A 20467-nucleotide genomic window follows, 5' to 3' on the forward strand; every position below is an offset into this window, starting at 1 on the left:
AGACCCGGAAGCAAAACGCCCCGCACGAGGCGGGGCGTTGACGGGAGCGACCGCAAGGATCGCTCAGCGGAAAGCGCGCGCGATCACAGCGCGTTCATTTCCTTCAGCAGGCGGTCCGCCTTGTCGACGACCTTCATCTGCCACAGCATGTAGCGCGCATCCAGGCAGATGCTGCGGTTCATGTTGTCGTTGAAGTCCCAGTCGGAGATCACCGCGTCCAGCGTGCCGTCGAACAGCAGGCCGACCAGTTCGCCGTTGCCGTTCAGCACCGGCGAGCCGGAGTTGCCGCCCGTCGTGTCCAGCGTCGCCAGGAAGTTCACCGGCACCGAGTCCAGCGCCTTCACGCCGTACTTGTCGAACTGACGCGCCTTGATCGCGGCGAGCTGCTCGGCGGGCGCGTTGAACTCGCCCGTGCCGGTGTGCTTGGCCACGATGCCGCGCAGCGTCGTGAACGCCGTCCAGGTCGTGCCGTCCACGCCCGGCGTGCGGCCCTTCACCTGACCGAAGGCCACGCGCAGCGTGCTGTTCGCGTCCGGATAGACCGGCTGGCCGCGGCTGGCCTTGAAGTCGATCTCGGCCTGCATCGTCGCGGCGTAAGCCTGCTGCATCTTGCCGGCCAGTTCCTTGTCGCGGTTCTCGCGCGCTTCCTCGTCGGCATGCAGCGCCACGGCGGCCTTGACCAGCGTGTCGGTGCTGCCTTCGAAGGCGGCGGCGTCGCGCGACAGCCAGGCGGTGCGCTCGGCCTTGTCGGTCAGCTTGGTGCCCGCATACAGCGCGTCCACGCGCGCCGTCACGGCCGCGGCGTCCATGCCCGCGCGCACGCCCAGCGCGCTCAGGAACGCAGCGTTCAGCTGATCCGCCGGCAGGGCCAGGTATTGCGTCAGGAAGTGGCTGACCACCTTCTTCTCGGTGACCTCGTCGAAGCGGCGGTCCAGCGTCTCCACGGCCTGCTTGCGGCGCAGCTGGTCGCGGTCCTGGTAACCGGCCTTGCGCTCCGCATCCGGCTTCTTGCGCTGCAGCGACTGCTCGTACAGGTCGCTCGCGCTCTTGACCAGCGCGGGCGTCGCGTAGCTCAGCAGGAACTCGCGGCGCACGATGCCCTGGCGCTCGGCGATCAGGCGTTCCACCTCGACCAGCGAGGCGCCGTAGGCGTCGCGGCGCTTGGCGTCGGCGTTCACCCAGGCCTTCATCTCGTTGAAAGCCGCCTGCTTGCGCGCGAGGATGTCGCTGCCCGCGTAGCTGGCCATCTGGCCCTGGTAGTTCTTGTAGTAGTTGTTGACGCCCGCGACGGTGTTGGCCAGCTTGATCTCGGCATCGCGGCGACCGGCGGTCGCTTCCTTGATCAGGTCGAGCTGCTCGCCCATCGCCTTGACGCGGTGCGGGAAGTCCCACGCGAACGCGAAGTCGACTTCCGACGGCAGGCGATGACGGTTGGTGCGGCCCGGATAACCGGCCACGGCGACGAAGTCGTTCTCGCCCAGCGGCGAGCTCGCCATCTTCAGGAACTGCTGCGGCTGGAAGGGCTTGTTGTCCTTGCTGAAGTCCGCCGGCTTGCCGTCCGGGCCGACGTAGGCGCGGTAGAAGCTGTAGTCGCCGGTGTGGCGCGGCCACATCCAGTTGTCGGTGTCGCCGCCGAAGACGCCGACGCCTTCGGCCGGCGCATGGACCAGCCGGACGTCGCGGATCTCGAGCTGCTTGGTCAGCTGATAGATCACGCCGCCGTAGTACGCGGCCACCGAGCAGCGATGGCCGGCGTCCTTCTCGCACTCGGCCACCAGCGACTTCTCGTTGGCCTCGATCGCGTCGATGCGGGCCTTGCCCTGCAGCGCGGCGGTCTTCTTGTCGATCACCTTGTCGGTCACGTAGGTCTGCGCGACCGTGACCAGGATGCGGCTGCCGGGCGCGGCCGGGAGCTCGTCGGCCAGCGACGCGGCCAGGAAGCCGTTCTTCAGCAGGTCCTTCTGCGGCGTCGAGTTGTACTGGATGCTGCCGAACGCGCAGTGGTGGTTGGTCACCACCAGGCCCTGCGGCGACACGAACGAGGCCGTGCAGCCGCCCAGGCTGACCACCGCGCCCATCGGGTACCCCAGCGGCTGCGACAGCCGCGAAGGATCGAACTTCAGACCCAGGGCCTTCATGTCCTTGGCCACCAGCGGCAGCTGCTGCGGCATCCACATGCCTTCGTGCGCCTGGGCGCCGGCCGCGGCGTACAACGCCAGCGCGGCCCACATCAGTCGTTTCATTCGCGGGACTCCTGTCCACCTTCTGAGAAGGGGCGAACCATACACGAGCGCGCCGGGCCGGACCCGTGCCGGTCGGCACCCGGCCCCCATGCCGCATGGCGGGATAACCCGGAGTTCCAGTCGGGCTCCACGAGCGTGGGATGGGGAAAACCTGACTCCAAACTTACACTTCAGCCCATTCGTTCCCGGCCCCGCCCAGGCCCGTCCCCGCCCCTCTCCCCGTCGTCCAGGAGCCCGCCATGACTCTCACGCAGCTCAGCCAGGTGAAGCGCTGGATGGTGATGCACAGCGCCCGTCACCCGGTCGAGCTGGCGGTCTGGAACATCGTGCTGACGATCTGGATGCTGGGTTTCATGGGTGTTCCGGGCGCGTTATTGATCCAGGCGTGGATCGCACTGCCGTTGTGTCTGGTGGCCTGGATGCTGCCGATGGCCTACACCGGCAGCCGCAAAAGACTGCACCGCTCGGGCCGTCTTCGCTGCGACTGGCTGACCGCGCTCTGAGCACGCCTGGGTGCATCGAAGCCGGCGGAGCCGGTGCCCCTCGGAGCGAATTCCGAGCGGCGAGGAGGAGATTGAGCGCAGAGGGGCACCGGCTCCGCCGGCTTGCGCTCGACCGCCCGAACGGCGTGTTGTCGCCTTGACATCATCGTCACTTCTGACGATGATCCGCCGCATGAAGTATCCAGGCGGCAAGGGCAAGACGTACCAGCACGTCATCAACCTGATGCCTCCGCACCGGGTGTACATCGAGACGCATGTCGGCGGTGGCGCGGTCCTGCGCCACAAGCTGCCGGCGGCGCGTTCGATCGCCGTCGACGCCGACGAACGGGTCATCGCGCGCTGGCGCGATCTGGCCCTTCCCGCCGTCGAGCTCGTTCATGGTCGCGCGGAGGATTTCCTCGCGCGGCATGTGTTCGAGGGGGACGAGCTGGTCTACGTGGACCCGCCCTACCACCCCGAGACGCGCCGGCAGACGCGCATCTACCGGCACGAATACGGCGCGGCGGACCACGAGGCGCTGCTGGCGCAGCTCGCGGCGCTGCCGTGCCGGGTGATTGTGTCGGGGTATGCGCATCCGACGTACGACGCCCTCCTGCGGGGGTGGCGCACGACGGAGTTCCGCGCGAAGACCCACACCGACGTGCGCACGGAAACGCTGTGGTTCAACTTCGAGCCGCCCGAGATGCTTCACGACAGCCGGCACCGCGGAGCCACCTTCCGCGAGCGCCAGACCCACAAGCGGCGTCTCGAACGCCTTCAAGAGCGTGTCCATGCCATGGATCCGGTCGAGCGCGCCGCGTTCGCCCAATGGCTGAACACCACCTATCCAGCCGCCCAGAGAGGCGGCGCTCCCCTTCTCCCATGACCCAGATCGTTGCCCTCGTTTCCCGACACGCTTCCCTTCAAAGAGAACTTCCCGATCCTCATCACCTCCTCCTGAGCGGCGTCCGCTGGGGCGCCCTGGAGGAGTTCCCCACCCCCGCCTACTGGATGCAGCAGGCGCTGGCACGGCGCCTCGATCGCCTCGACGGGCTGGATCGTCCGGACGCGGCGTGGCCGGCGGCGTCGGGCCGCTCGCTCGCCGAAGAGGTCGGCGCGTCGCTGCTCGGCGGTCCGGGCATTCCGGCCGCCGTGGGTCTGGCCGCGTTCGCGCGCATCCGCGAGCGCGGCGCCTTCGTGCAGCCGGGCGTCTGCGAGCTCACGCTCGGGGCGTGGCTCAGCGAGCCGCTGGAGGTCGAGGGCAAGGCACTGGCCTTCCGCTTCGCGGCGCAGAAGGCGCGACACCTGGCCGCGGTGATGCCCGCGCTGCTGTCGGCGCCGGACTTCGAAGGGGGTCAGGAGGTGCGCAACTGGCTGATGGCGCTGCCCGGCGTCGGTCCGAAGACGGCCTCGGCCATCGTGCGCGGCTGGTCGGCGTCCGAGGAGATCGCGCTGATCGACGTGCACCTGCTGCGCGTCGGCCAGGTGATCGGACTCTTCTCGCGCAAGCTGACGGTCGAGCGGCATTACCTCGAAGCCGAAGCGCGCCTGCTCAAGCTGTGCGCGGCGATGGACCTGCGTCCGTCGGAGCTGGAGGCCGTGGTCGCGGCCGAGATGAGCCGCTCGCCGGAGACGGCGCGTTTCCTGGTCGATCACCTGAAAGCGACGGAGCCCGGCGCGACAACGTCGAGCGCAGCGTCGGCCAAGGCCCGTGCCATGCGCGAGCCGGAGCAGATCGCGCTGGTGTTCACGGCCTGAGGTCGCGACCCGGCGCGAAGGCCAGGGTCTGGCCACACCCGATCAGGCCAGGGCCGTGGCCTAGTTCGCCAGCCTGAACCTCGCCACCACCTGGCTCAGCCGCGCGGCCTGCTCCTTGAGCGCCTCGGCCGCGGCGGCGGACTCCTCGACCAGCGCGGCGTTCTGCTGCGTCATGCTGTCGAGCTGCGTCACCGCCGCATTGACCTCCGACAGGCTCTGCGTCTGCCCGCCGGTGGCCGCGGCGATCTCGCGGATCAGCTGGCTGACCTGCCGCACCGCGTCGACGACCTGCGTCATCGTCGTGCCGGCGTCGCCGACGGCGCGCGAGCCGGTCTCGACCTGCTCCACCGAATCCGCGATCAGCGTCTTGATCTCGCGCGCCGCCTGCGCGCTGCGCTGCGCCAGGCCGCGCACCTCGGACGCCACCACGGCGAAGCCGCGGCCCTGCTCGCCCGCGCGGGCCGCCTCGACCGCCGCGTTGAGCGCCAGGATGTTGGTCTGGAAGGCGATGCCGTCGATCACCCCGATGATGTCGGCGATGCGCCGCGACGACTGCTGGATGCCGGCCATCGTCGACACCACGCGGCCGACCATCTCCCCGCCCCGGCCGGCCACGCCGGCCGCGTCCTGCGCGATGCGGCTGGCCTCGTCGGCGCTGAGGGCGCTCTGACGCGCCGCATCGGTCAACTGGTGCATCGCGGCCGAGGTCTGCTCCAGGCTGGACGCCGCCTCCTCGGTGCGGCTGGACAGGTCGTTGCTGCCGACGGCGACTTCGCGGCTGGATTCCGCGATCTGGTCGGCGCTGGAGCGGACCGTCGACACCGACGCATGCAGCGCGTCGCGCATCTTGCCCAGCGCCCGCAGCAGGTCGCCGAGTTCGTCGCGGCGGGAAGCCGCATCGATGTCGCGCAGGTCGCCGTCGGCGATCCGGTCGGCCGTCTCGGAGGCCGCGCGCAGCGGCTGCGTCAGCGACCGCGTCAGCAGCCAGCCGACCAGCGCGCCCAGGGCCATCGCCGCGGCGACCAGCGTCCAGATCGCCGTCAGCACGACGCGATAGTCGGCGCGTGCCTGCTGGTGGGCGAGGTCCGCGCCCTCGGCGTTGATCTTCACGAGCTCCGCCTGACGCTGGGTCGCGCCCCGGAACGCCGCGCGCGAATCGCCGCGCAGCAGGGCCACGGCCTCGTCCCGCCGACCCTCGCCGAGCGCGGCCACGTAGCGCTCCTGCGTGGCGCGATAAGCCTGCACCTGCCGCGCGAGGTCGCCGAAGACCTGCCGCTCCTTGTCGCCGGCAATGAGCTTCTCGTAGCTGGCGAGCAGCCCGGGCAGCACGCCCCACTGCTCGGTCAACCGGGCCGACTCGTCCGCCACCGTCTTCGCATCGCCGCCGACCAGCATCTGCAGCTCCGCCCGGCGCATCTGGTTCATCGATTCGCCCAGGGCGCCGAGCAGCCGCGTACTCGGCAGCCAGTTCGTGGCCAGGTCGTCGACCTTGGCCTCGACCTGCGCCACCCGGCTCGCCGAGAACCCGCCCATCGCCAGCATCAGCAGCACCAGCAAGGCAAAGCCCAGACCGAGCCTCACCCCCACCTTCAAGTCGGACAGCATTCGCATGTGATCCTCCCGTCGGCGCCGGATGCGGCGTCGCCCCCGCAAGCTAGCACCAGTCCGGCGACATGCCCAGCCCCGGTGACAGGGGGCAGCGCGGATCGGGCGCCAGGCGCAGGCGGCATCGGCTCGGCATCAGCCCAGCGGCATCATGGAGGCATCAGCTCGACGGGATCGGGATCCGCGGCGCTCTCGGAGGCGATTCCTGGCGGCAGGCGCAGCCAGTAGCGCCGGCGCTTCGCCCGCTCGCAGTCCTCGATCGGCGACGACCAGCGATCGCTGCGCCACAGCCACGCGCCGCAGTCGACCGTGTTGAGCAGCAGCGCGCCGACGGCGACGTACCGCGCCACGACGTCCGGCTTCGGGTGTCCGAAGCGGTTCAGGTAGCCCGACTGCACCGCCGCCACGCGCGGCGCGACGGTCCGCACGAACGCCGTCGTCGAGGAAGTCCGACTGCCGTGGTGCGGCACGACGAGGACTTCCGAGCGGAGCTCCTCCTCGCCGTCTTCGCGCACCAGCCGCGCCTCCTGCGGTGCCTCGACGTCGCCGGTCAGCAGCACGCGGCGGCCGGCGGCCTCGACGCGCAGCACGCACGAGCCGGCATTGGGCTTCACCGCCTTGCGCTTCTGACCCGCCGCGCCGGACTCACCCGGCTCGCTCTCGGCGATCGGCCACAGCACCTCGAAGCGCACGCCGTCCCAGGTCCAGCGCTGGCCGCGTCGGCAGCCCTCCCCGCCCGGCACCGCGCCGAGACGTCGTTCGACCGGCAGCGCCGCGAGCAGGCTCGCCGCGCCGCCAGCGTGGTCCTGGTCCGCATGGCTGACCATCAGCAGGTCCAGGTACCGCTCGCCCAGGCCGCGCAGCAGTGGCAGCAGCACACGCTGGCCGGCATCGGAGCCCGGTCCCCAGGACGGCCCGGCGTCGAAGACCATCGTGTGGCCCTGCGTGCGCAGGATCGCGGCGCCGCCCTGGCCGACGTCGGGGAGCCAGAGTTCGAACTGGCCCGGCCCGGGGCGGAAGGTCACGGGCCAGAGCATCGGCAGACAAAGAGCAAGACCACCCGCGCGCAGTCGCCATGGCCAAGGCATCGCGAGCGCGGCCCCGCCGATCAGTCCGAGCGCCAGCGTCCACGCCGGCGGCCACGGCAGGTGCCAGACCGCCATCGGCAGCACGCGCAGCGCTTCGAGCATCGCGTTCATCAGCGCGACGCACCACGCGCCCAGCGTCCACAGCGGTGGGCAGAGCGCGCCCAGCATCGCCAGCGGCGTGATCACATAGGACACCAGCGGGATGGCGAAGGCGTTGGCGATCAGGCCGACGATGGACAGCTGCTGGAACAGCAGCAGCGTCAGCGGCGCGAGTCCGAGCGTCACCACCCACTGCGTGTGCCAGGCGTTGCGCAGCGCGCCGCGCCAGCCCGGATCCGCACGGTGATCCGCGGCCATCAGCATCGCGACCGCGCAGAACGACAGCCAGAAGCCCGCCTGCGTCAGCGCCCACGGATCGGCGGCGCAGACGCCGGCGGCGGCCGCGAAAAGGCTCATCGGCCACGGCCAGCGCGCGCCGGCCTGGCGCAGCAGCGCGAGGATGACCAGCAGTCCGACCGTTCGCTGCGACGGCACGCCCCATCCGGAGAACAGCGCGTACAGCCAGGCGGCGATGGCGCCTATCCACATCGCCGCGCGCGGCGCGGGCAGCCGCAGGCACAGACGCGCGCTGCGCCGCCAGGCCCAGCCGGCGGCGGCCCCGGCGAGCCAGGCGAACATCGTCACGTGAAGCCCGCTGACGCTGAGCAGGTGCGAAACGCCAGCATCGCGGTACAGCGCCCAGTCGGCGGCGTTGACCGCGCCCTGATCGCCCAGGCTCAGCGCGGCGAGCACGCCGGCGCCGCGCCGGTCGCTGCGCTCGCTCAACTGCCGGTCGATCGCGTCGCGCATCGACTGCCGCAGTCCGTCGACGCTGAAGCCGCCGGACTCCAGTCGCTCCTGCCCCTTGCTGCGGCAACTGCCGGCGGCGGGCAGGTCCTGGTCGAGCATCCACAGCGCCTGATCGAAGCCGTGCGGGTTCATCAGCCCGTGCGGGCGACGCAGTTTCACGTCGAGGCGCCAGCGCTCGCCGGCGCGCGGCGGCGTCGGCATCTGATAGCAGGACAACAGCACGCGCGGTGGCGCGGCGGTCGATGCGGTCGCGGCGGGATCGACGTCGAGGATGAAGCGCCAGCCCTCGACGCCGCCGATGCCGGCGGTGCGTTGGGGAAGACTGTCGACGCGACCGGTGAGGGTCATGACCTGGCCCGCCTGCTCGACCGAGGGCATGTCGCTCAGGCGCGCCTCGGCGCGCGCCGCGGTGAGGCCAAAGCCGGCCAGCGCGGCGAGCAGCGACCAGGTCAGCCACTGGACCTTCGCCACGCGTGCGAACGGCAGGGCCATCGTGAACGCCAGCGTCACGACGACCGCGGTCCAGGCCCGCCAGGCGACCGGCCCGGGCAGTTCCGGCAGCAGATGGACCAGCCCCATGCCGAGCAGGGCCGCGAGCGGGACGACGGTCCAGCGCCAGGCCGGGGTGTAGGATTCGCGGCGAATTTTTCCACTTCCGCGCAGACCCTCATGAGCACTTCCGTCTACGACCGCCTGACCCAGCTCGGCATCGACCTTCCGCCGGTGGCGGCGCCGGCCGCGGCCTACGTGCCCTTCGTCCGCACCGGCAACCTCGTGTTCCTGTCCGGTCATATCGCGAAGAAGGACGGCAAGCCCTGGGTGGGCCAGCTGGGCAAGGACACCGACACCAAGACCGGCCAGCAGGCCGCGCGCGCGATCGCCATCGACCTGCTGGGCACGCTGCACGCGGCCGTCGGCGACCTGAACAAGGTCAAGCGCGTCGTGAAGCTGATGAGCCTGGTCAACAGCACCGGCGACTTCACCGAGCAGCACCTGGTGACCAACGGCGCGTCCGAGCTGATCGGCGAAGTCTTCGGCCCCGAGAAGGGCGCGCATGCGCGCAGCGCCTTCGGCGTGGCGCAGATCCCGCTCGGCGCCTGCGTCGAGATCGAGCTGATCGCCGAGATCGCCGACTGATGCGGGCCCTGACCGCCTCGCGCGTGCTGGCCTTCAGCGCGCTGGTCTCGCTCGCCGCCGTGGCGGCGGCGCTGGTGGCGCAGTACCAGTTCGGCGTCAAGCCGTGCCCGTGGTGCGTGATGCAGCGGGGGATCTTCCTGCTGATCGCCGCGGTCAGCGTACTGGGCTGGGTGCTGCAGCGCGTGGGTTTCGTGCGCGTGCTGGCGCTGCTGCTGTCGGCGGCGCTGGGCGTGGCGGGCCTGTTCGCCGCGGGTTACCAGCATGAGGTCGCCTCCAAGCTGGCCAGCTGCGACATGACCTTCGCGGATCGCGTGCTGACGATGTTCAAGCTGGAGGATCGGATCCCGAGCATCTTCATGGTCACGGCCAACTGCAGTGAAGCGTCCGCGTATTCGCTGCTCGGTCTGCCCTACGAGATCTGGAGCGGCGCCCTGTTCACCCTGATCGCGCTGCTGTGCCTGCTGACGCTCAAGCGTGGAGCGGTGCATCGTCGGTGAGACCACCGTCGATGTCTTTGAGATCGATCAACTTGTCGGGAGTTCCCACATGAAACGAGTCACGGGCATCGGCGGCATCTTCTTCAACGCCAAGGATCCGGCGGCCCTGCGCGACTGGTACAGGACGCACCTGGGCGTCGACGTCCAGGCGTGGGGCGGTGCGGCGTTCAGCTGGACGGACGAGGCAGGCAAGCCCACGGGCGGCTCGACCATCTGGTCCATCGGTGCGGCCGAGGGCGGCGACGGCTTCGGGCCGAACAAGGCGCCCTTCATGATCAATTACCGGGTGGCGGATCTGGCCGCGCTGCTGAAGGCGCTGCGCGACGAGGGCTGCAACGTCCTGGAGAAGAGCGACGACTCCGAGTACGGCAAGTTCGGCTGGGTCATCGACCCGGAAGGCAACAAGGTCGAGCTGTGGGAGCCGCCGGCGGGGCAGTGAGAACGGTCGGCTGACGCTGGCCGGTCACCTCCCCGTCACACCCTCCCGGCAGCATCGCGGGCTTCGCCCCTTCTTGCCTCTTCGATCTCGCCGGGAGACCCGCATGGACCGCCGCCGCTTCCTCCACGCCAGCACGCTTCTGAGCGGTGCTTCGCTGCTCTCGCCGACCGGCGCGCGCGCGCAGGCGCCCGCCGTCATCACGCGCGACGCGATGCGGCCGCAGATGCCGCACGGCATCCAGTCCGGCGATCCGATCGCCGACGGCGCCGTCGTCTGGGCCCGCGGCGACCGCCCGAGCCGGCTGTGGCTCGAATGGTCCACCACCGCCAGCTTCGCCAACCTGCAGCGCGTGCGCGGCCCCCATCTGCTGGAGGACTCCGACTTCACCGGCCGCGTCGACCTGCGCGGCCTGCCCGCCGGCCAGGAGATCTTCTATCGCGTCGTCCTGCAGGACCTGCACAACGAGCGCGTCCTCTCCGAGCCCGTCCCCGGGCATCTGCGCCTGCCGGCCTCGTTCGGATCGAAGAGCCTGCGCGACGTCCGCTTCGCCTGGAGCGGCGACACCTGCGGCCAGGGCTGGGGCATCAACGAGCAGTGGGGCGGCATGAAGATCTACGAGCAGATCCGCCGCATCAATCCCGACTTCTTCCTCCACAGCGGCGACACCATCTACGCCGACAGCCCCATCCCCGCCGAGATCAAGCTGCCTGACGGCTCGCTCTGGCGCAACGTCGTCACCGAGCAGACCAGCAAGGTCGCCGAGACGCTCGACGAGTACCGCGGCCGCTACCGCTACAACCTCATGGACGCCAACGTCCGCCGCATGTCGGCCGACGTGCCCCAGATCTGGCAGTGGGACGACCACGAGGTCACCAACAACTACTCCGACAGCAAGGACCTCTCCGGCGACGCCCGCTACACCGAGAAGAACATCCCGCTGCTCGTCGCCCGCGCCACCAAGGCCTTCCAGGAGTACGCGCCGATGCGCCGCTTCGGCGACGCCGAGAGCGAACGCATCTACCGCCACCTGCCGCAGGGCCCGCTGCTCGACGTCTTCGTCGTCGACATGCGCAGCTACCGCGGTCCCAACAGCGCCAACCTCCAGACCGAGGAGAACGCCGAGAGCGCCTTCATGGGGCGCCCGCAGATCGCTTGGCTGCTGGAAGGACTGAAGCGTTCGAAGGCGGTGTGGAAGGTCATCGCCGCCGACATGCCGATCGGCCTGCACGTCAACGACGGCAAGGACGCCGAGGGTCGCGACAAGTGGGAGGCCATCGCCAACGGCGACAACGGCGCGCCGCGCGGACGGGAACTGGAGATCGCCCGCCTGCTCAGCGAGATCAAGCGCCACCGGCTGCACAACATCGTCTGGCTCACCGCCGACGTGCACTACACCGCGGCGCATTTCTTCGATCCCGCCAAGGCGAAGTACACCGACTTCCTGCCCTTCTGGGAATTCGTCTCCGGACCGTTGCACGCAGGCGGCTTCGGCCCGAACAAGGCCGACGGCACCTTCGGCATGCAGGTCGCGTATCAGAAAGGGCCGGGCATTGCCAACGCCGCCCCCGCGCCCGACACGCAGTTCTTCGGCCAGGTGGACATCGACGCGAAGACGCGCGCGATGACGGTCACGCTGAAGGATCTGGAGGGCTCGACGCTCTACAAGAAGACCTTGGAGCCCCAGCGAGCCTGATCCCTCAGGCCCGCTCCATCAGGCCCGCTCCATCACCCGCAGCACGCCCTGCATCGGCGGCAGCTGCGCCACCATCGACACGAGGTCGCGGATGCTTTCCGTCGCCGTCTTCGCCCGGACGCTCGCGATCTGCGTGCGCACCGTCGAGATGGCGACGCCGTGGCGTTGGGCGATCTCCTGCGGCTGCAACCCCGAGCACAGCGACTGCAGCACCTGCAGCTCCGCCGCCGTCAGCTGGTGTTCGCGCGCGAAGGCGAGCATCGGCAGCTCTCCGCAGAGGTTGCGCTTGCCCAGCACCACCATCGCCTGCGACGGCCGCCCCTGTCCGTCCTGCAGCGGCAGCACCGACATCGACAGCCGACCCGGCCCGCGTCCCAGGCAGATGAGATGCCGCAGCCCGCGCTGCACGTCCGCAAGCGCGCTGTCCAGTCGCAGTTGATCGTTGCGTTCCGCCGCGATCAGTTGGCCGTCGACGATCTGCAGCGGCGAGTTCTGGTCCAGCTGTCGCCGCGCGGTGCTGTTGGCGTAGAGCAGTTGACCTTCGCCGCCGACGAGACAGACGCCGAGGTCGATCTCCTCCAGCGCGTGGCGCCACCACCGGTCCGGCGATCCACGCCGGCGTTCCGGCCCACGATAGGCCATGAGCCAACCCAACTCCGGGGTCCTCCCCAGCATTCCATCCATATCAGCCTCCCTGGTGGGCGAGCGTGGAACGCGGCCCTCGACTTGCTCACGGTCTTCATGCCGTTGTGGGTGCGTGGGGCCTCACCAGGATGTTAGGAGAACGTCAGGGTCTTGCGTAGTGGAACTTGACGGACGGTGCCCCCTAGGGTTGGGGGAAACGGCGATGTCGGTTTCCGCGCGGATATTCCGGGAGCCCCTCGAACGCGGAGAAACCCGTATCCATCGGGATCATGGGAGTTCCACGATGGTGCGCCGGAGCCCGGCGATCCGCCCGCGAGGGTCAGGCCATGAAGCCGAGATCGGGGCCGGCGAAGTTGCCGATGTTGGGCAGCACCGTGCGAAGCTCCGAGGCCGGTACGCCCATCCACAGCGCCAGCGTCGAGGCGAGCTGGTCCACGGACGTCGTGGGCAACAACCGGCCCTGCCCGACGTCGTCCGGCCCGTTGACGCTCACCGACGGCGCCGTGCCGTAGAAGCGCCCGCCCTTGACCGCGCCGCCCATCACCAGATGATGCGAGCCCCAGCCGTGGTCGGTGCCGTCGCCGTTGCTGCTCAGCGTGCGGCCGAAGTCCGACGCGGTGAACGCGGTGACCTTGTCCGCCACGCCGAGTTCCTGCAGCGCCGCATCGAAGCTCGCCATCGCGCCGCCCACCTGCTGCATCAGCACCGGGTGCCGCGACGGCAGGACGTCGTGGAGGTCGAAGCCGCCCATGGAGACGAAAAACACCTGGCGCGACATCCCCAGCGTCGAGCGCGCCGCGATCATGCGCGCCACCATGCGCAGCTGCTGCGCGAGCGAGTCGGCGGCGAAGGCCGTCGACATCGTCGCACCGCCCGTCAGCGCGCCGCTCAGCGTCGACTGCAGGTCGATCGAACGCGCGGTGACGCGGTTGAGCTCGCTCTCCATCGGGTGGGAACGATCCTCGGTGATCAGCGACTTCATCAGGCTGGCGCAGGCCGTCGAGCCGAACAGGCCGCCGCCAATGCCCGCGATCGCCTGCTTGCCGCCGACGCCCATCTGGTACTGGAAGGCCTTCTCGCCCGCCTGGAAGATGGCGTTGCCCGAGACGTTGATGCAGGTGAGCCCCGAGCGCCCGTTGGACGCCAGCATCATGTCGGCCATCCGCCCGCCCCAGCCGGTGCGCGCGCCTTCGACGTTCGAGGACTGCCAGAGGCTGGCCTGGTCGTTGTGCGAGAACAGCTTGGGCGGCAGCGTCGCCGAGCCCGCCTTGAACTGCGCGAGCGTCGTCGGCGCCAGCAGCGTGCCGATGTTCAGCATCACCGCGAGGCGGCCCGCGTCGAAGACCGGCTTGACCGCCGACAGCCCCGGCGCCAGCGCCATCTGGCGGCCGTCGGGCAGCGCGATCGTCGGCGCCAGCGCGGTGGCCGCGAGCGCGTCGCGGCCGATCGCCAGCGTCGGACGGATCGCCGTGTAGGCCTGGTGGCTCGCGTCGTCGTACGGGATCACCGTGTTGCCGTAATCGTTGCCGCCGTGCAGGAACACGCACACCAGCGCCTTGTAGTCGCCGCCGCCGGTGGCGGCCGCGGCGTCGCCGATCGCCGCCAGCTGCAGCGCCCAGGGCGCGGCCGTCGCGGCCACGGACGCCGCCGAAGCGCGCTTGAGGAACTCGCGACGATGCAGCGAGGACAGCTTGGAAACATGAGCCATGGGAGGTCTCCGATGACGGCCGCGCGATCCGCGCGGCGTCGGGTCATTTCTGGATCTGGTACTCGGGGCAGGCCAGCAGCAGCATCCAACCGGCGCGGGCGCGGTTGAGCTTGCCGGCGTCGGTCGCCGCGACAATCGTCCCGACCGCCGTCGCGATGCGCTGCTGCGTCGCGTCCGACACGTTGCCGCCGCCTAGCAGCAAGGCCTGGCGCGCCACCATCGCGCGCGCGTCGCCGGCCAGCGCCACGTCGGCGCTGAAATCCGCCTTCGCATCGCCGATGCCGGTCGTCAGCACCTTCTGCATGAAGTTGAGATAGCCGGTGACCGTCACCTCGTTGAGCAGCTGGAACTCCGGCGCCGTCACGCCCTCGGCCGTCATCGCCGAGTTGGGCGGCACGTAGCCCGGCCGGTAGAAGTTGAAGACGGACGGGCTGAAGAACGGGCTCTGGCCCAGGCTGTTCTCCGTGTCCATCGTCTGCCCGATGGTCCACTGCCCCGCCGACGTCAGGTTGACGTTGCGCGCGACCTGGACGAAACGCAGCGCCGGCTCGCGCAGCTTGCCGGAGCTGGTGACGCCGGCGTCGGTCAGACGGGCTTCAGGATCGAGCAGCACCGCGCGCAGCACCGCCTTCAGATCGCCGCGCACGCCCTGCCCGTTGTTGTTGAAGACCTCCGCGACCCGCTTCACGTACGCGGGACTCGGGTTCGAGCAGACGAAGCGCTGGATCAGCTGCCGGCCGAAGAACGGTCCGACGTTCGGATGGTTGGCCAGCGTGTCCAGCGCCTGGCGCAGCGCGGTCGGGCCGTCCACGCCGGCACCGATCGAGGCGCCCAGCACCGTCTTCGTGCCGGTCGAGAAGTTGGCCGCGCTGTTCACCATCGGCCGGCGCATCACGCCGTACTCCGGGCCGCCGCTGTTGCCGGCGGTGTCGTAGTCCCAGCCGGTGAAGGCGCGCGCCATCTGCGTGACCACCGTCTGGTCGTAGGTCTCAATCGGCCGGCCGCCGCTGGTCTGCGCGGTGCCGTCCAGGTTCAGCTGCACGAGGCCGATGGTGAAGAGCTGCATCACCTCGCGGGCGAAGTTCTCGTCGGGCTGACGGCCCTTGCCGTCCTCCTTCTTGCTCCCGCGCATCGCCAGGAAGGACCCCATCGCCGGCGACAGCGTCACCGCCTCCAGCAGGCCGCGGAAGGTACCGAAGGCGTTCTCCTCCAGCAGGTCGGCATACGCCGTCATCGTCATCGTGCGCCACGGGAAGGTGAAGCCCATCGCCGAGACGACGAAAATCTCCGACAGCGCGAGCACCATGCGCTGGCGCAGCTGGTCCGGCGAGGTGATGAACTTGCGCCAGACGCTGTTGTGGAAGCCTTCGTAGAAGGAATACTTGTTGGCGTCGGCCGCGTAGCCGTTGCGGACCACCCAGTCCCAGTGGGACTCGGTGCGCGGCGCGAGAAACTGCAGGTCCAGCCAGGCGTTGTAGCCGACGGACTTCAGCGTGGCGATGTCGGCCTCGGTCGGGGCGAAGCCGGCCTGCGCGAGGAAACGCGCGGCCTGGGCGTCGTTGGGCAACGGGAGCGCGGCACCGACCGCCGGAGCGGGCGCCGGGGCCGGCTCGGGTGCCGGTGCGGGTGCGGGGGCAGGACCTGGCGCCGGCGCGGGACCCGGCGCAGGGGCCGGTGCAGGCGAAGGTGCAGGACTCGGGGAACCGTCGGGCGTCGGCGCGGAGCCGGACGGGGTCGCCGGCGAATCGCCGCCGCCTCCCCCGCCGCCGCAGGCGCTGAGGGCAGCGGCGGCAGCCGTGACGGCTGCGGAAGACCAGGGGAAACGGAACATGGTGGGTGTGCGTCGGTACTGCTGACGGCCGCGACTCTAGAGAGTCCCGCACTCGAAATCAGCATCCAATCCGCAACAGCGGAAAGGCCCGGAAACGCATTCGGTTACCGTGCCTTTCGACCTCGACAGTCGCCCGTTTGACTCGTGATCATCGGCACTCGCGTCGACCGACCGGTATTCCTGCCGGTGTCGTCGAACGCCTCGTGCGACATCTCACGGCGCGACACCCCGATCGCGCCGACGCGTTCGAGACGCGTCCTTTCTCCACCCTACCCGGCCCCCTCGCCGAGCTCACCCGATGTAATTGGCCGGAACAAACCAGCCAATCCCGACGATCGCCGGCGAAGTGTTCGAAATCAGGCCGTGAAGAGCCCGAGGTCTTTCTGGGTGAAGTTCACGATCCCCGGAAGGATCCCCGGCAGGTCGGCCATCGGAACGCCCATCCACAACGCGAGCGTCGCGGCCAACTGGTCGACCGAGGTGGTCGGCAACAACCGACCCTGGCCGACGTCGTCGGGACCGTTGACGGCCACCGTCGGCGCCGCGCCGTAGAAGCGCCCGCCCTTGACCGCGCCGCCCATCACCAGGTGGTGGCTGCCCCAGCCGTGGTCGGAGCCGTCGCCGTTGGAGCTCAGCGTGCGGCCGAAGTCCGAGGCGGTGAAGGTGGTGACGTTCTGCGCCACGCCCAGCTCGACCAGCGCCGCGTCGAAGCTGGCCATCGCGCTGGCGACGTTGCCCAGAAGCACCGGCTGCTGCGACATCAGGTTGTCGTGCAGGTCGAAGCCGCCGATGGAGACGAAGTACACCTGCCGCTGCACCCCCAGCGAAGCGCGGGCGCCGATCAGGCGGGCCACCGTCTGCAGCTGGGAGGCCAGGCCGTTGCCGTTGGTCTCGAACGGCGTCTGCAGCGTCGAGGTGGACAGCGCCGTGGTGATGGTGCCCTGCGCGTTGACCGAGCGCGCGGTGACGCGGTTCAGTTCCTGCTCCATCCAGTGCTGGCGCTCGCCGGTGATCATGCCGCGCAGCGCTTCCGCGCAGGCCGCGGAGCCGAACAGCGAGCGGTTCGCGCCGTTGATGGCGACGGCGCCGCCGGCGCTCATCTGATACTGGACCGCCTGGCCGCCCGACATGAACACGGCGTTGCCGGACACGTTGATGCAGCTGAAGGTGGCGTTGCCGTTGCTCGACAGGAACTGGTCGGCCAGACGACCGCCCCAGCCCGAGGTCGCGCCTTCCGGCCGCGACGACTGCCAGAGGCTGGACTGGTCGTTGTGCGAGAACAGCTTGGGCGGCAGCGGCACGTTGGCGGCCTTGTACTGCGCCAGCGTGGTGGGCTGCATCAGCGGGCCGATGTTGAGCATCACGCCCAGGCGGCCGGCGTCGAAGACCGTCTTGAGCCGGTTCATCGTCGGCGCCAGCGCCATCTGCCGGCCGTCCGGCAGCGCGAGCGAGGGCGTCAGCGCCGTGGCGGCGAGCTGGTCGCGCGGGATCGCGAGCGCCTGGCGGATGTTGGCGTAGGCCTGGTAGTTGGCCGTGTCGTAGGGAATGACGGTGTTGCCGTAGTCGTTGCCGCCGTACATGAACAGGCAGACGATGGCCTTGTAGTCGCCGGGCGCGGCGGCCGCGGCGGCCTCGCCGATGGCGGCCAGTTGCAGCGCCCAGGGCGCGGCCGTGCCGGCGATGGACACCGCCGAGGCGCGCTTGAGGAACTCGCGACGGCGCAGCGCGGGAAGCTTGGAGATGTGGGTCATGTTCGGCTCCGCTCGGCTGGTTATTTCTGGACCTGGTATTCGGGCGCTGCCAGCACCATCAGCCAGGAGGCCTTGACGCGGTTCAGCTTGTTGGCGTCGGTGTCGGACTTGATGGTGGCGACGGCGGTGGCGATCGTGGTGATCGTCGTTTCCGAGATATCGCCGCCGGCCATCAGCTGCGCGTGACGACGCACCAGCGCGGGGGCGTCGGCGGCCAGCGCGAGGTCGGCGGTGTAGTCGGGCTTCATGTCGCCGATGCCGTTGCCGACCAGGCTCTGCATGAAGTTCAGGTAGCCGGCGACGGTGCTCTCGTTGCAGAGCTGGAACTCGGGCGCGGTGACGTTGTTGGTACCCAGCTGCGAGTTGGGCGGCACGTAGCCGGGCCGGAAGAAGTTGAAGACCGAGCCGCTGCGCAGCGGGCTCTGGCCCAGGCGCGAGGACGGGTTGCTCGTGTCGCCGATGGCCCAGAGGTCGCCGGGCGACGTCATGCCGACGGTGCGCACCCACTGGATCATGCGCTGCAGCGGCTCGCGCAGCTTGCCGCCGCTGGGGGCGGTCGAGCGCTGGCGGGCTTCGCTGTCGAGCAGGATGGCCTTGATCACGGCGCGCATGTCGCCGCGCACGCCCTTGCCGTTGTTGTCGAAGACGGCGGCGACGCGCTGCACGTAGGCGGGGCTCGGATTCGAGGCCACCAGGCGCTGGATCAGTTGGCGGCCGATGAACGGGCCGACGTTGGGATGCGCGCTCAGCGTGTCCAGCGCCACCTTCATGGCGGCGGCGCCGTCGGCGGTCGCGGGGACGACGGTGTCCAGCACCTTCTTCTCGCCGGTGGAGAAGCGCGAAGCGTTCTGACGCATCGGACGCTTCATGTAGCTGAAGTCCAGGCCGTTCACGTCGGCGGAGTCGATGTCGAAGTCCCAGCCGGTGAACACGCGCGCCAGGTCGGTGATCTGCTGCAGCGTGTAGGTGTCGACGGTCTTGCCGTTGACCATCTTCGGCGTGCCGTCGGGGTTGAGCTGGTTCAGGCCGATGGTGAACAGCTGCATCACCTCGCGGGCGTAGTTCTCGTCGGGCTGGCGGCCGGTCTTGGCGTCTTCCTTGCGGTTGCCGCGCATGGCCAGGTAGACGCCCATCGCCGGGGACAGCGTCACGCCTTCGATCAGCTCGCGGAAGGTGCCGAAGCAGCGCTCCTCCAGCATGTCGACGTAACCCGCGGTGGCGAACTGCGGCCACGCGATGGGCAGGCCGTTCATGGAGACGACGAAGATCTCCGACAGCGCGAGCACGACGCGCTGGCGCAGCTGGTCGGGCGAGCTGATCAGCTTGCGCCACAGCGTGGCGTCGGTACCGTCCAGGCTGTAGCGGTTGGCCTCGGCGCCCTTGCCCTTGGCCACGAGCCAGTCGTAATGGCTCTGCGTGCGCGGGGCGTCGAACTGCTGCTCCAGCCAGCGCGAGTAACCGACCGACTTGACGCTGGCGAAGTCCGTCGCCGTGGCGGCGAATCCGGCCTGGCCGAGGAAGCGCGCAGCTTCAGGCTCGGTCGGCGGGACGGTGTTCTGGGGATCGCTGTCCGGGCCGCCGGAGGCGCTGTCACCCCCACCGCCGCCGCAGGCCGCCAGCAGCGCCGCCGCAGCGGCAGCCGCCAGCGCGGCAGGCGCGCCGATGGACGTGGTGTCACCGGCGACGCGTTCGTCGTCGGGCAGTGCGGGCGGTGCAAAGTGGGTGTTGGCGGCAGCAGTCATCTCAGCATCGGCTCGTAGCAGCGGATGCGGGATGGTGGCGAGGACCGGCCGTTAAGACACCGTCATTCGTACAACTTGTGAAAGGCGCGGCAACAGGCCGTTGCGGCGTGACTTATTCACGCGCGGAAGTTGTCGGGGTCGGATAAGCGCGGGAAACGATCTGGAAACAATCGCCCGCGCGTTGGCAGGTGGGGTGCCCGGGGGCACACCTGGCGTGAGGCCAGGCGCGGGCACTCCACGGTGCAGGGGGCATCCCTCCGGGAACCCCCAGCACCATTCCGGCCCCACCCACGCTCGCTGCCCCAGGGCCTGGGGAGTACGAGTGGCAGGTCTTGCCACGCGCGGGGCCAGGTCTTGCTCAGACCAGCGTGACGCCGGTCTTGCTCTGGACGAACTCGCGGGTGACTTCGGGGGCGAGCTCGACGAGCTTCAGTCCTTCAGGCGTCACATCCATCACCGCCAGGTCCGTGATGATGCGGTTGACGACGCCGACACCCGTCAGCGGCAAGGTGCAGGACGGGATGATCTTCAGGTCCTCGGTGCCATCCTTCTTGCGGGCGACGTGCTCCATCAGCACGATCACGCGCTTGACGCCGGCGACCAGGTCCATCGCACCGCCCATCCCCTTCACCATCTTGCCGGGGATCATCCAGTTGGCGAGGTCGCCTCTTTCGCTGACCTGCATCGCGCCCAGGATGCTGAGGTTGATCTTGCCGCCGCGGATCATCGCGAAGCTGTCATGGCTGCCGAAGATCGACGAGCCGGGAATGGTCGTCACCGTCTGCTTGCCGGCGTTGATCAGGTCGGCGTCGACCTCGTCGTCCGTCGGGAACGGGCCGATGCCGAGCATGCCGTTCTCGCTCTGCAGCCACACTTCCTTGTCGGCCGGGACGAAGTTCGCCACCAGCGTCGGAATGCCGATGCCGAGATTCACATAGAAGCCGTCTTCGAGCTCCTGCGCGGCGCGTGCCGCCATCTGGTCTTGGGTCCAGGGCATGT

At 69.7% G+C, this 20467-nt stretch carries 16 protein-coding genes; 7 read left to right on the forward strand and 9 right to left on the reverse strand.

The annotated features are described in order from the left end of the window. Window positions 1-83: 83 nt before the first annotated feature. Window positions 84-2243 carry a S46 family peptidase gene (locus ACQZ13_RS20980; RefSeq protein WP_431047793.1) on the reverse strand — a complete coding sequence of 720 codons (2160 nt, stop codon included), beginning with the start codon at window positions 2241-2243 and terminating at the stop codon, window positions 84-86. Window positions 2244-2482: 239 nt separating this feature from the next. On the opposite strand from ACQZ13_RS20980, the gene ACQZ13_RS20985 reads away from it, so the two are divergent. The 3 genes from ACQZ13_RS20985 to ACQZ13_RS20995 all read left to right on the forward strand — a co-directional run bounded on the left by ACQZ13_RS20985 (window position 2483) and on the right by ACQZ13_RS20995 (window position 4483). Further along, entirely contained in the window at window positions 2483-2746 is a 264-nt protein-coding gene (locus tag ACQZ13_RS20985) for a hypothetical protein (RefSeq protein ID WP_088405293.1), read from the forward strand. Between the two features lie 172 nt (window positions 2747-2918). Continuing rightward, window positions 2919-3611: a DNA adenine methylase gene (locus ACQZ13_RS20990; protein WP_431047795.1), complete on the forward strand. Its 693-nt coding sequence runs from the start codon at window positions 2919-2921 to the stop codon at window positions 3609-3611. Next, the gene (locus ACQZ13_RS20995) at window positions 3608-4483 is read left to right on the forward strand and encodes a hypothetical protein (protein WP_431047797.1); all 876 of its coding nucleotides are present in this window, start codon (window positions 3608-3610) and stop codon (window positions 4481-4483) included. Before ACQZ13_RS20990 ends, ACQZ13_RS20995 begins: the two co-directional genes overlap by 4 nt. A gap of 60 nt (window positions 4484-4543) precedes the next feature. Here ACQZ13_RS20995 and ACQZ13_RS21000 read toward each other — a convergent pair whose 3' ends face one another. Continuing rightward, on the reverse strand, window positions 4544-6094 hold the full coding sequence (locus ACQZ13_RS21000; protein ID WP_431047799.1) for a methyl-accepting chemotaxis protein: 1551 nt from the start codon (window positions 6092-6094) through the stop codon (window positions 4544-4546). Window positions 6095-6237: 143 nt separating this feature from the next. Next, on the reverse strand, window positions 6238-8604 hold the full coding sequence (locus tag ACQZ13_RS21005; RefSeq protein ID WP_431047801.1) for a DNA internalization-related competence protein ComEC/Rec2: 2367 nt from the start codon (window positions 8602-8604) through the stop codon (window positions 6238-6240). 90 nt (window positions 8605-8694) lie between these two features. On the opposite strand from ACQZ13_RS21005, the gene ACQZ13_RS21010 reads away from it, so the two are divergent. From ACQZ13_RS21010 to ACQZ13_RS21025, 4 genes are all read left to right on the forward strand, one after another. Next, a complete protein-coding gene (locus ACQZ13_RS21010) occupies window positions 8695-9162 on the forward strand; it encodes a RidA family protein (protein WP_431047803.1) in 468 nt (155 codons plus the stop codon). After that, window positions 9162-9659 (forward strand): disulfide bond formation protein B, encoded by a 498-nt coding sequence (locus tag ACQZ13_RS21015; protein WP_431047805.1) that lies wholly within the window; start codon window positions 9162-9164, stop codon window positions 9657-9659. The genes ACQZ13_RS21010 and ACQZ13_RS21015 overlap by 1 nt, the downstream gene beginning before the upstream one ends. Before the next feature lie 49 nt (window positions 9660-9708). Further along, window positions 9709-10098: a VOC family protein gene (locus tag ACQZ13_RS21020; protein ID WP_431047807.1), complete on the forward strand. Its 390-nt coding sequence runs from the start codon at window positions 9709-9711 to the stop codon at window positions 10096-10098. A 103-nt stretch (window positions 10099-10201) separates the two neighbouring features. After that, window positions 10202-11791 carry an alkaline phosphatase D family protein gene (locus ACQZ13_RS21025; RefSeq protein ID WP_431047809.1) on the forward strand — a complete coding sequence of 530 codons (1590 nt, stop codon included), beginning with the start codon at window positions 10202-10204 and terminating at the stop codon, window positions 11789-11791. 18 nt (window positions 11792-11809) lie between these two features. On the opposite strand, the gene ACQZ13_RS21030 is transcribed toward ACQZ13_RS21025, so the two are convergent. From ACQZ13_RS21030 to ACQZ13_RS21055, 6 genes are all read right to left on the reverse strand, one after another. Further along, entirely contained in the window at window positions 11810-12433 is a 624-nt protein-coding gene (locus ACQZ13_RS21030) for a helix-turn-helix transcriptional regulator (RefSeq protein WP_431047811.1), read from the reverse strand. 322 nt (window positions 12434-12755) lie between these two features. After that, window positions 12756-14144, reverse strand: coding sequence for a DUF1501 domain-containing protein (locus ACQZ13_RS21035; RefSeq protein ID WP_431047813.1), 1389 nt, complete (start codon window positions 14142-14144; stop codon window positions 12756-12758). Between the two features lie 43 nt (window positions 14145-14187). After that, complete coding sequence (locus ACQZ13_RS21040; RefSeq protein ID WP_431047815.1) at window positions 14188-15711, reverse strand: DUF1800 domain-containing protein; 1524 nt, start codon at window positions 15709-15711, stop codon at window positions 14188-14190. A gap of 620 nt (window positions 15712-16331) precedes the next feature. Then, the gene (locus ACQZ13_RS21045; protein ID WP_431047817.1) at window positions 16332-17726 is read right to left on the reverse strand and encodes a DUF1501 domain-containing protein; all 1395 of its coding nucleotides are present in this window, start codon (window positions 17724-17726) and stop codon (window positions 16332-16334) included. A gap of 20 nt (window positions 17727-17746) precedes the next feature. Further along, entirely contained in the window at window positions 17747-19468 is a 1722-nt protein-coding gene (locus ACQZ13_RS21050) for a DUF1800 domain-containing protein (RefSeq protein ID WP_431047819.1), read from the reverse strand. Window positions 19469-19826: 358 nt separating this feature from the next. Then, complete coding sequence (locus ACQZ13_RS21055) at window positions 19827-20465, reverse strand: CoA transferase subunit B (RefSeq protein WP_431047821.1); 639 nt, start codon at window positions 20463-20465, stop codon at window positions 19827-19829. Between the last annotated feature and the right edge of the window lie 2 nt (window positions 20466-20467).

The organism is Roseateles sp. L2-2 (assembly GCF_050613215.1).
GTDB lineage: Bacteria > Pseudomonadota > Gammaproteobacteria > Burkholderiales > Burkholderiaceae_C > Roseateles > Roseateles noduli.